The following is an 11879-nucleotide window of genomic DNA, read 5'->3' on the forward strand; positions in this document are numbered from 1 at the left end:
TGCCCAGAAGTTCATTGTGCGGAAAAGTTTACTTGAGTAATGGTGGGAGGAAGGCGATTACTGGCTGCTTGTTTTCTTCTTCTTTGCTGGGTTGGTTTGCTCTGCTAAATGTTCTTCGGCAGTAACGTGTGCAGCACCTGTCCACCTTTTTTTAAGTGGTACAGAGCCATGCTCCTGTGGCGTGATGCCTATCCTGGTCTTTATTTGATCAATGTATGGTTTCATTAAATCGTTGTTAAAAAGCTGGTTAGCCGGGATTTCAATGACCTCAAATCCTGCTTTTTGCAGCAGTGCGATTTTAAGCAGAGTCGAACCCTTCCAGGTTTTGAAATCACCACCTACGTAATGAGACGATCCCTGAACTTCAATAACCATGTTGTGATCTGGCAGAAGCAGGTCAACCGGAGGTAATGAGTTCAGACTCTTTTCCTCTTCGATCTTCAAAGATGGAATAGATGATTTGAGTTGATCGCGGAAGTCGGCTTGTGTTTTTGAAATGGTTGTCTGGTAATGGGGGACGACCGGACATGCTCTGCCAAGCCAACTTGCGGCCAGGGCAATGATGGATTGTTCCTCTTCATTGTCTGGGGAGGTATTTTCCAGGCGAGTGAACAGGTCATCCATGTGCGTTTCAAGCACACTATTTTTATTGGTATTACAGTCCATAGACAACCTGGCACAGCATACCATTACTCCCCAGAGGGACATCAATATCGTTTGCTGAGAAAGCTGAGGGTTGTCACTGATCCGGTAGACAAGTGATTCGAACGTAGAGGTAACCATGTTCAGCTCAACGAGTTCGCCCAATTTCGCCATGGCCCACAGCAAGTTGGCGATATTCTGAGGAATAAATTGATCTTTCTGTGCGTTCACAAGGGGCAACAGCGCGGCCACGGCCTCGTTGAACTCTGGTGTCTGCTCCTGCCCGTTGTCCATCAGTTTCGCCATGGCCCACAGCAGGTTGGCGATATGCTGAGGAATAAATTGGTCTTTCTGTGCGTTCACGTGAGGTAAAAGCGCGGCCAGGGTCTCGTTGAGTTTTGGTGTCTGCTCCTGCCCGCTGTCAACCAGTTTCGCAATGGCCCACAGCAGGTTGGCGATTTCCTGTGGTTTAAAGTGAGCTTTCTGTGTGTTCACGTGAGGCAACAGCGCGGCCACGGCCTCTTTGAACTCTGGTGTTTTCTTCAGCCCTTTGTCCACCAGTTTCGCCATGGCCCACAGCAGGTTGGCGATTTCCTGTGGTTTAAAGTTAGCTTTCTGTGTATTCACTTGGGGCAACAGCACGGCCACGGTTTTGTTAAGACCTGGTGACCGCTCCAGTCCTTTGTCCACCAGTTTCGCTATGGCCCACAGCAGGTTGGCGATATGCTGAGGAATAAACTGGTCTTTCTGTGCATTCACGTGGGGCAATAGCGCGGCCATGGCCTCGTTGAGCCCTGGTGTCCGCTCCTGCCTGTTGTCCACCAGTTTCGCCATGGCCCACAGCAGGTTGGCGATAGCCTGGGCATCAAATTGGTCTTTCTGTGTGTTCACATGGGGCAACAGGGCAGCCACGGCCTCGTTGAGCTCTGGTGTCGGCTCCAGCCCGTTGTCCACCAGTTTCGCCATGGCCCACAGCAGGTTGGCGATTCCCTGGGCATTAAACTGGTCTGTTTGTGCACTCACGCGGGGTAACAGCGCGGCTACAGTCTCTTTGAGTTCTGGTGTCCGCTGCTGGCCGTTGTCCACCAGTTTCGCCATGGCCCACAGCAGGTTGGCGATATGCTGAGGAATAAACTGGTCTTTCTCTGCGTTCACGTGGGGCAACATTACGGCCACAGCCTCTTTGAGCCCTGATGCCCACTTCTGCCCGTTGTCCACCAGTTTCGCCATGGCCCATAGCAGGTTATTGATTTCCTGTGGTTTAAATTCAGTTTTCTGTGCGTTCACGCTGGGCAACAGCGTGGACACGGTCTCGTTGAGCTCTGGTGTCCGCTCCTGCCCGATGTCCACCAGTTTTGCCATGGCCCACAGCAGGTTGGCGATTCCCTGAGGAATAAATTGTTTTTTCTGTGCGCTCACATGGGGCAACAACACGGCCACGGCATCTTTGAGTTTTGGTATCCGGTTCTGCCCGCTGTCCACCAGTTTCGCCATGGCCCACATCAGGTTGGCGATTCCCTGGGCATCAATATCCCTGGCGGGAGGCTTTTGGTTGCACTTGAATATTATTGCATCCAGTAGCGTCGACAATAAGGCGGCTTGAGTACGCTTAACACGCTCATCCATGGGTTTATGAGGGGTAAAAACACCCGCTGAAGTCAATGAGTGCAGTGTTGTCGTCAGGCTTCGCCAATTCCAGCTCCGCGTTGCTGTGAAATTTTGCAGTAAACGCATCAGCTGGCTTTGTTCCGCTCGATTTAAAGGCCTTTTAGACGCTGACGTGTATTTTTTAATTGAACTGGCATATAGGCCGTGATCTCTCCCATCATAGCGATGACCGAAACGATCCGATTTACTAACCAGACTATCCATTATTTCTGGTTTGATGAGGGCATTAAAATTTTGAGCAGGGTTTACTGAACGCCGCAGTAGATATTGAGAAGGTCCTGCGGCAGAAGAAAGGTAAAATTTATTACGCCCCGGGGTTGTGCGTGGGGTATTATCCCGCTGTCTGACTGTGGCTTGTCTATATCGCCCAAGCCTGGAAGCGGCATGGCCATTCGGTTGGTTGTAACCGTTATGAGATCTTGTGTATTTACCACTGATACCAGCAGAACTTCTATCCATAATTATATTTCATTAATGCATGAAAATTTAAAAAGCAGACTGCTGTTCTGCCCAGAAGTTCATTTTGCGGAAAAGTTTACTTGAGTCATGATGGGAGGAAGGCGATTACTGGCTGCTTGTTTTCTTCCTCTTTGCTGGGTTGGTTTGCTATTCTGAATGTTCTTCGGCAGTAATGTATGCAGCACCTGCCCACCCTCTTTTAAGTGATACACAGTCATGACCTTGTGACGCGATGCTTACCCTGATCTTTATTTGATCAATATATGGTTTCATTAAATCTTTGTTCAAAAGCTGGTTAGCCGGGATTTCAATGACCTCAAATCCTGCTTTTTGCAGCAGTGCGATTTTAAGCAGAGTCGAACCATTCCTGGTTTTGAAATCACCACCCACGTAATGAGAGGGGCCCTGAACTTCAATCACCATGTTGTGATCGGGCAGTAGCAGGTCAACCGGAGGTAATGAGTTGAGGCTCTTTTCTTCTTCGATCTTCAAAGATGGAATAGATAATTGGAGTTGATCGTGGAAGTCGGCCTGTTTTTTTGAAATGGCTGTCTGGTAATGGGGGACGACCGGACAGGCTCTGCCAAGCCAACTTGCGGCCTGGGCAATGGTGCGTTGATCCTCTTCATTGTGCAGGAATGTATTTTCCAGACGGGTAAACAGGTCATCCATGTGCTTTTCAAGCACGTTATTTTTATTGGCATTGGAGTCTAGAGCCAACCTGGCACAGCATACCATGACTCCCCAGAGAGACATCAATATCTCTTTCTGAGAAAACTGCTGGTTCTCACTGATTTGATAGACGAGCGATTCGAACGTAGAGGTAGCCACGTTCAGCTCAACGAGTTCACCCAGTTTGGCCGTGGCCCACAGCAGGTTGGCGATTTCCTGTGGTATAAAATTAGCTTTCTGTGCGTTTACGTGGAGCAACAGCGCGGCCACAGCCTCTTTAAACTCTGGTGTCCACTCTTGCCAGTTGTCCACCAGTTTCGCCATGGCCCACAGCAGGTTGGCGATGCCCTGGGCATTAAATTGGTCTTTCTGTGCGTTCACGAGGGGCAATAGCGCGGCAAGGGCCTCGTTGAGCCCTAGAGTCTGCTCCTGCCCGTTGTCCACCAGTTTCGCCATGGCCCACAGCAGGTTGGCGATGCCCTGGGCATTAAATTGGTCTTTCTGTGCGTTCACGAGGGGCAACAGCGCGGCCACAGCATCTTTGAGCTCTGGTGTTTTTTCCAGCCCGTTGTCCACCAGTTTCGCCATGGCCCACAGCAGGTTGGCGATACCCTGAGGAATAAATTGGTCTTTCTGTACGTTCACGTGAGGCAGCAGCACGGCTACGGCCTCATTGAACTCTGGTGTCCGCTTCTGCCCGTTGTCCACCAGTTTCGCCATGGCCCACAGCAGGTTGGCAATATTCTGGTTATCAAATTGGTCTTTCTTTGCGTTCACGTGAGGCAGCAGCACGGCTACGGCCTCATTGAGCTCTGGTGTCCGCTTCTGCCCATTGTCCACCAGTTTCGCCATGGCCCAAAGCAGGTTGGTGATACCCCGTGGTTTAAAGTTGGTTTTCTGTGCGTTCACTTGGGGTAACAGCGCGGCCACAGCCTCTTTGAGCTCTGGTGTCCGCTCCAGCCCATTATCCACCAGTTTCGCTATGGCCCACAGCAGGTTAGCAATTTCCTGAGCACCAATATCACTGGCTTCAGGTTTTTGGTTGCACTTGAATATTATTGCATCCAGTAGCGTCGATAATAAGGCAGCTTGAGTGTGCTGAACACGCTCATCTATGGGTCTATGAGGGGTAAAAACACCCGCTGAAGTAAATGAGTGCAGTGTTGTTGTCAGGCTTCGCCAATTCCAGCTCCGCGTTGCTGTGAAATTTTGCAGTAAACGCATCAGCTGGCTTTGTTCCCCTCGATTTAAAGGTCGATTAGACGCTGACGTGTATTTTTTAACTGAACTGGCATATAGGCCGTGATCTCTCCCATCATAGCGATGACCGAAACGATCCGATTTACTCACCAGACCAGCCATTATTTTCTGTTTGGTGAGAGCATGAAAATTTTGAGCAGGGTTTACTGAACGGTGCAGTAGATATTGAGAAGGGCCTGCGGCAGAAGAATGGTAAAATTTATTACGCCCCGGGGGTGTGCGTGGGGTATTATCCCACTGTCTGACTGTGGCTTGTTTATATAGCCCACGCCTGGAAGCGGCATGATCATTCGGTTGGTTGTAACCGTTATCTGATCTTGTGTATTGACCACTAATACCTGCAGAACTTCTATCCATAATTATATTTCATTAATTCATGAAAATATAAAAAGCAGACTGCTGTTCTGCTCAGAAGTTCATTTTGCGGAAAAGTTTACTTGAGTCATGATGGGAGGAAGGCGATTACTGACTGTTTGTTTTCTTCTTCTTTGCCGGGTTGGTTTGCTCTTCTAGATGTTCTTCGGCAGTCACGTATGCAGCATCTGTCCACCCTCTTTTAAGTGAAACAGAGCCATGACCCTGTGGCGGGATGCTTACCCTGATCTTTATTTGATCAATATATAGTTTCATTAAATCGTTGTTCAAAAGCTGGTTAGCCGGGATTTCAATGACCTCAAATCCTGCTTTTTGCAACAGTGCGGTTTTAAGCAGAGTCGAACCATTCCTGGTGTTGAAATCACCACCCACGTAATGAGAAGGTCCCTGAACTTCAATCACCATGTTGTGATCTGGCAGCAGCAGGTCAACCGGAGGTAATGAGTTCAAGCTCTTTTCTTCTTCAATCCTCAAATATGGAATGCATGATTGGAGTTGATCGCGGAAGTCGGCCTGGTTTTTTGAAATGGTTGTCCGGTAATGGCGGACGAACGGACACGCTCTGCCAAGCCAACTTGCAGCCATGATCATGTTGGATTGTTCTTCTTCATTATCTGGCGATGTATTTTCCAGGCGAGTGAACAAGTCATCCATATGCTTTTCAAACACGTTATTTTTATTGGCATTGGAGCCTGGAGCCAACCTGGCACAGCATACCATGACTCCCCAGAGAGACATCGATATCTCTTCCTTAGAAAACTGAAGGTTCTCACCGATTCGATAGACAAGCGATTCGAACGTAGAGGTAGCCACGTTCAGCTCAACGAGTTCACCCAGTTTGGCCGTGGCCCACAGCAGGTTGGCAATACCCTGGGCATTAAATTGGCCTTTCTGTGCGTTCACCCGGGACAACAACGCGGCCACGGCCTCGTTGAGCCCCTGCGCATTGTCCACCAGTTTCGCCATAGCCCACAGCAGGTTGGTGACACACTGGGCATTAAATTGGTCTTTCTGTTCGTTCACGCAGGTCAATAGCGCAGCCACCGCTTCGTTGAACTCCGGTGTCAGCTCGTACCTGTTGTCCACCAGTTTTGCCATGGCCCACAGCAGGTTGGTGATAGCCTGAGGAATAAATTGGTCTTTCTGTACGTTTACGTGGGGCAACAACACGGCCACAGCCTGTTTGAGCTCTGCTGTCCGCTCCTGACCGTTGTCCACCAGTTTCGCCATGGCCCACAGCAGGTTGGCGATTTCCTGGGCATTAAATTGGTCTTTGTGTGCATTTACGTGTGGCAACAGTGCGGCCACGGCCTCGTTGAGCCCGGGTGTTCGTTCCTGCCCGTTGTCCACCAGTTTCGCCATGGCCCACAGCAGGTTGGCGATTTCCTGGGCATTAAATTGGTTTTTCTGTGCGTTCACGCGGGGCAACAGCGCGGCCACAGCCTCTTTGAACTCTGGTGTCTGCTCCTGGCCGCTATCCACCAGTTTCGCCATGGCCCACAGCAGGTTGGCAATAGCCAGGGCATTAAATTGTTCTTTCTGTGCGTCCACGAGGGGTAACAGCGCGACCACGGCCCCATTGAGCTCTGGTGTCCGGTCTTGTCTGTTGTCCACCAGTTTCGCCATGGTCCACAGCAGGCTGGCGATATGCTGAGGAATAAATTGGCCTTTATGTGCGTTCACGTGGGGCAGCAGTGCGGCCATGGCCTCTTTGAACCCAGGTGTCTGCTCCATCCCGTTGTACAAAAGTTTCGCCATGGCCCACAGCAGGTTGGCGATTCCCTGTGGTTTAAAGTCAGCTTTCTGTACTTTCACGTGGGGCAACAGCGCGGCCACGGCCTTGTTGAAATCTGGTGTCTTCTCCTGCCCGTTATCCACCAGTTTCGCCATGGTCCACAGCAGGTTGGCGACACCCTGGGCATTAAATTGTTTTTTCTGTGTGTTCACCTGGGGCAACAGTGCGGTCACGGCCTCTTTGAGCTCTGGTGTTCGCTCATGCCCGTTGTCTATCAGTTTCGCCATGGCCCACAGCAGGTTGGCGATATGCTGAGGAATAAATTGGTCTTTCTGTGCGTTCACCCGGGGCAGCAGTGCGGCCACGGCCTCTTTGAGCTCTGGTGTCTGCTTCTGCCCATTGTCCACCAGTTTCGCCATGGCCCACAGCAGGTTGGCGATAGCCTGGGCATTAACATGGTCTTTCTGTGTGTTAATATGGGGCAACAGCGCGGCCACAGCCTCGTTGAGCTCTAGTCTCTGCTCCTGCCGGTTGTCCGCCAGTTTTGCCATGGCCCACAGCAGGTTGGCGATTCCCCGGGCATCGATATCCCTGTCTTCAGGCGTTTGGTTGCATTTAAATATTATTGCATCAAGTAGCGTTGACAATAAGGCAGCTTGAGTGAGCTTAACATGCTCATTCTTGGGTTTATGAGGGGTAAAAACACCTGCAGAAGTCAATGAATGAAGTGTTGTCGTCAGGCTTCGCCAATTCCAACTCCGTGTTATTGTGAAATTTTGCAGCAAACGTATCAGCTGGCTTTGTTCAGCTCGATTTAACGGTCTTTGAACAGCTGACGTGTATTTTTTAATTGAACTGGCATATTGCCCGTGATTTCGCCCATTATAGCGATGACCAAAACGATCCGATTGACTCACCAGATCATCCATTATTTCCTGTTTGATGAGGGCATTAAAATCTTGAGCAGAGTTTATTGAACGGCACTGTAGATGTTGAGTAGAGCGTGTGCCAGAAGACTGGTAAAATTCATTGTGACCCGGTGCAGTGCGGGAGGGATTATCCCATTGTCTGACTGTGGCATGCCTGTATCGCCCACGCCTTGAAGAAGGGGCATGGCCATTCGGTTGGTTGTAACTGTTATCTGATCTTGTGTATTGACCACTGATACCGGCAGAGCTTCTGTCCATAATTATATTTCATTAATTCATGAAAATATGAAAAGCAGACTACTGTTCTGCTCAGAAGTTCATTTTGCAAAAAAGTTTACTTGAGTCATGATGGGAGGAAGGCGATTACTGACTGTTTGTTTTCTTCTTCTTTGCCGGGTTGGTTTGCTCTTCTAAATGTTCTTCGGCAGTAACGTTGCAGCATCTGTCCGACCTCTTTTAGGTGATACAGAGTCATGACCCTGTGGCGGGATGCTTACCCTGATCTTTATTTGATCAATATATGGTTTCATTAAATCTTTGTTTAAAAGCTGGTTAGCCGGGATTTCAATGACCTCAAATCCTGATTTTTGCAGCAGTGCGATTTTAAGCAGAGTCGAACCATTCCTGGTGTTGAAATCACCACCCACGTAATGAGAGGGGCCCTGAACTTCAATCACAACGTTGTGATCTGGCAGTAGCAGGTCAACCGGAGGTAATGAGTTCAGACTCTTTTCTTCTTCGATCTGCAAAGATGGAATAGATAATTGGAGTTGATCGCGGAAGTCGGCCTGGTTTTTTGAAATGGTTGTCCGGTAATGGCGGACCACCGGACAGGCTCTGCCACGCCAGCTTGCGGCCATGATCATGATGGATTGATACTCTTCATTATCTGGCGATGTATATTTCAGTCGTGTCAACAGGTCATCCATGTACTTCTCAAGCACATTATTTTTATTGGCATTGGAGTCTAGAGCCAACCTGGCACAGCATACCATTACGGCCCAGAGAGACATCGATATCTCTTTCTGAGAAAACTGAAGCTTCTCACTGATTCGATAGACAAGCGATTCGAACGTAGAGGTCGCCACGTTCAGCTCAACGAGTTCACCCAGTTTGGCCGTGGCCCACAGCAGGTTGGCAATACCCTGGGCATTAAATCGGTCTTTCTGTGCGTTAACGTGGGGCAACAGCGAGGTCACAACCTCGTTGAGCCCTGGTGTCTGCTCCTGCCCGTTATCCACCAGTTTCGCCATAGCCCACAGCAGGTTGGCGATTTCCTGTGGTTTAAAGTTTGCTTTTTGTACGATTACGCAGGTCAACAGCACAGCCACCGCTTCGTTGAACTTTGGTGTCTGCTCGTGCCCGTTGTCCACCAGTTTCGCCATGGCCCACAGCAGGTTGGCAATACCCTGGGCATTAAATTGGTCTTTCTGTGCGTTAACGTGGAGCAACAACACGGCCACAGCTTCGATGAGCCCTGGACTCTGCTCCTGCCCGTTATCCACCAGTTTCGCCATGGCCCACAGCAGGTTGGTGATTTCCTGTGGTTTAAAGTGAGCTTCCTGTGCGTTCAGGTGGCGCAACAGCGCGGACACGATTTCTTTAAGCTCTGGTGTCAGCTCCTGCCCGCTGTTCACCAGTTTTGCCATGACCCACAGCAGGTTGGTGATTGCCTGTGGTGTAAAGTCAGCTTTCTGTGCGTTCACGTGGGGCAACAGCACGGCCGCGGCCTCCAAGAGCCCTGGTATCTTCTCCTGCCCGCTGTCCACCAGTTTCGCCATGGCCCATAGCAGGTTGGCGATTTCCTGTGGTTTAAAGTTAGCTTTCTGTAAGTGCACTTGGGGCAATAGCGCGGCCACAGCCTCGTTGAGCTCTGGTGTCCACTCCTGACCGTTGTCAATCAGTTTTGCCATGGCCCACAGCAGGTTGGCGATATGCTGAGGAATAAATTGGTTTTGCTGTGCGTTCACATAGGGCAACAGCGCGGCCACGGCCTCGTTGAGCCCTGGTGTCTGCTGCTGCATATTTTCCACCAGTTTCGCCATGGCCCACAGCAGGTTGGCGATGCCCTGAGGAATAAATTGGTCTTTCTGTGCGTTCACGTGGTGCAACAGCGCGGACACGACTTCTTTAAGCTCTGGTGTCAGCTCCTGCCCGCTGTTCACCAGCTTGGCCGTGGCCCACAGCAGGTTGGCAATACCCTGGGTATTAAATTGGTCTTTGTTTGCGTTCACGAGGGGCAACAGCGCGACCACAGCCTCGTTGAGCCCTGGTGTCTGCTCCTGCCCGTTATCCACCAGTTTCGCCATGGCCCACAGCAGGTTGGCGATATGCTGAGGAATAAATTGGTCTTTCTGTGTGTTCACGCAGGGCAACAGCGCGGCCACAGCCTCGTTGAGCTCTGGTGTCTGCTCCTGCCCGTTGTCCACCAGTTTCGCCATGGCCCACAGCAGATTGGCGATATGCTGAGGAATAAATTGGTCTTTTTGTGCATTAACGTGGGGCAACAACGCCGCCACGGCCTCTTTGAATTCTGGTGTCTGCTCCTGGCCGTTGTCCATCAGTTTTGCCATGGCCCACATCAGGTTGGCGATTTCCTGGGCATTAAATTGGTTTTTCTCTGCGTTCACGCGGGGTAACAGCGCGGCCACGGCCTCTTTGAACTCTGGTGTCCGCTTCTGGCCGCTATCCACCAGTTTCGCCATGGCCCACAGCAGGTTGGCAATGCCCTGGGCATTAAGTTGGTTTTTCTGTGCGTTCACGTGGGGCAACAGCGCGGCCACGGCCTCTTTGAGCTCTGGTGTCAGCTCCTGCCCGTTGTCCACCAGTTTCGCCATGGCCCACAGCAGGTTGGCGACAGCCTGATGAATAAATTGGTCTTTCATTGCGTTCACGTGGGGTAACAGCGCGGCCACGGTCTCATTAAGCTCTGGTATCTGCTCCAGCCATTTGTCCAGCAGTTTCGCCATGGCCCACAGCAGGTTGGTGATACCCTGTGGTTTAAAGTTAGTTTTCTGTGCGTTCACCTGGGGCAACAGCGTGGCCACAGCCTCTTTGAGCTCTGGTGTCCGCTCCAGCCCATTGTCCACCAGTTTCGCCATGGACCACAGCAGGTTGGCAATGCCCTGGGCATTAAGTTGGTTTTTCTGTGCGTTCACGAGGGGCAACAGCGTGACCACGGCCTCTTTGAGCCCTGGTGTCCACTCCAGCCCGTTGCCCACCAGTTTCGCCATGGCCCACAGCAGGTTGGCAATGGCCTGGGCATTAAATTGGTTTTTCTGTGCGTTGACGAGGGGCAACAGGGCGGCCACAGCCTCTTTGAGCTCTGCTGTACGCTCCTGCCCGTTGTCCAGCAGTTTTGCCATGGCCCACACCAGGTTGGTGACTTCCTGTGGTTTAAAGTGAGCTTTCTGTGCATTCACGAGGGGCAACAGCGCGGCCACGGCCACGTTGAATTCTGGTGTCTGATCCTGCTGCCCGTTGTCCACCAGTTTCGCCATGGCCCACAGCTGGTTGGCGATTCCCCGGGCATCAATGTCCCTGGCTTGAGGTTTTTGGTTGCACTTGAATATTATTGCATTAAGTAGTGTTGACAATAAGGAAGCTTGAGTTAGCTTGACACGCTCCTCCATGGGTTTGTGAGGGGTAAAAAAACCCGCTGAAGTCAATGAATGTAGTGTTGTCGTAAGGCTTCGCCAGTCCCAACGCCGTGTTACGGTAAAATTTTGCAGAAAACGTATCAGCTGGCTTTGTTCAGCTCGATTTAACGGTCTTTTAGCAGCTGATGTGTATCTTTTAATTGAATCAGCATACAGACCGTGATTTCTCCCATCATAGCGATCACCGAAACGATCCGATTTACTCACCAGATCATCCATTATTTCCTGTTTGATGAGCGAATTAAAATCTTGAGCAGGGTTTACTGAACGGCGCTGTAGATGTTGAGAAGGGCATGCGTCAGAAGAACGGTAAAATGTATTACGCCCCGGGTTAGTGTGTGGGGTGTAATCCCACTGCCTGACCGTGGAATGTCTGTATCGTCCACGCCTTGAAGAAGGAGCATGGCCATCCGGTCGGTTATAGTTATTATCTGATCTTGCGTATTGACCACTGATACCGGCAGAGCTTGTATCCATAAT

The 11879-nt window shown here is 50.6% G+C and carries 4 protein-coding genes; all 4 read right to left on the reverse strand.

From position 1 onward, the window contains the following. Positions 1–57: 57 nt before the first annotated feature. Positions 58–2769: a DUF1601 domain-containing protein gene (locus J7438_RS15795; protein ID WP_209277309.1), complete on the reverse strand. Its 2712-nt coding sequence runs from the start codon at positions 2767–2769 to the stop codon at positions 58–60. A gap of 147 nt (positions 2770–2916) precedes the next feature. Then, entirely contained in the window at positions 2917–5058 is a 2142-nt protein-coding gene (locus tag J7438_RS15800; protein ID WP_209277310.1) for an RAP domain-containing protein, read from the reverse strand. Positions 5059–5163: 105 nt separating this feature from the next. Continuing rightward, on the reverse strand, positions 5164–7998 hold the full coding sequence (locus J7438_RS15805; protein WP_209277311.1) for an RAP domain-containing protein: 2835 nt from the start codon (positions 7996–7998) through the stop codon (positions 5164–5166). A 152-nt stretch (positions 7999–8150) separates the two neighbouring features. Continuing rightward, positions 8151–11876 carry an RAP domain-containing protein gene (locus J7438_RS15810; RefSeq protein WP_209277312.1) on the reverse strand — a complete coding sequence of 1242 codons (3726 nt, stop codon included), beginning with the start codon at positions 11874–11876 and terminating at the stop codon, positions 8151–8153. Between the last annotated feature and the right edge of the window lie 3 nt (positions 11877–11879).

Origin of the sequence: Thalassotalea sp. G20_0 (genome assembly GCF_017744175.1) — a bacterium.
Lineage (GTDB): Bacteria > Pseudomonadota > Gammaproteobacteria > Pseudomonadales > Endozoicomonadaceae > Endozoicomonas.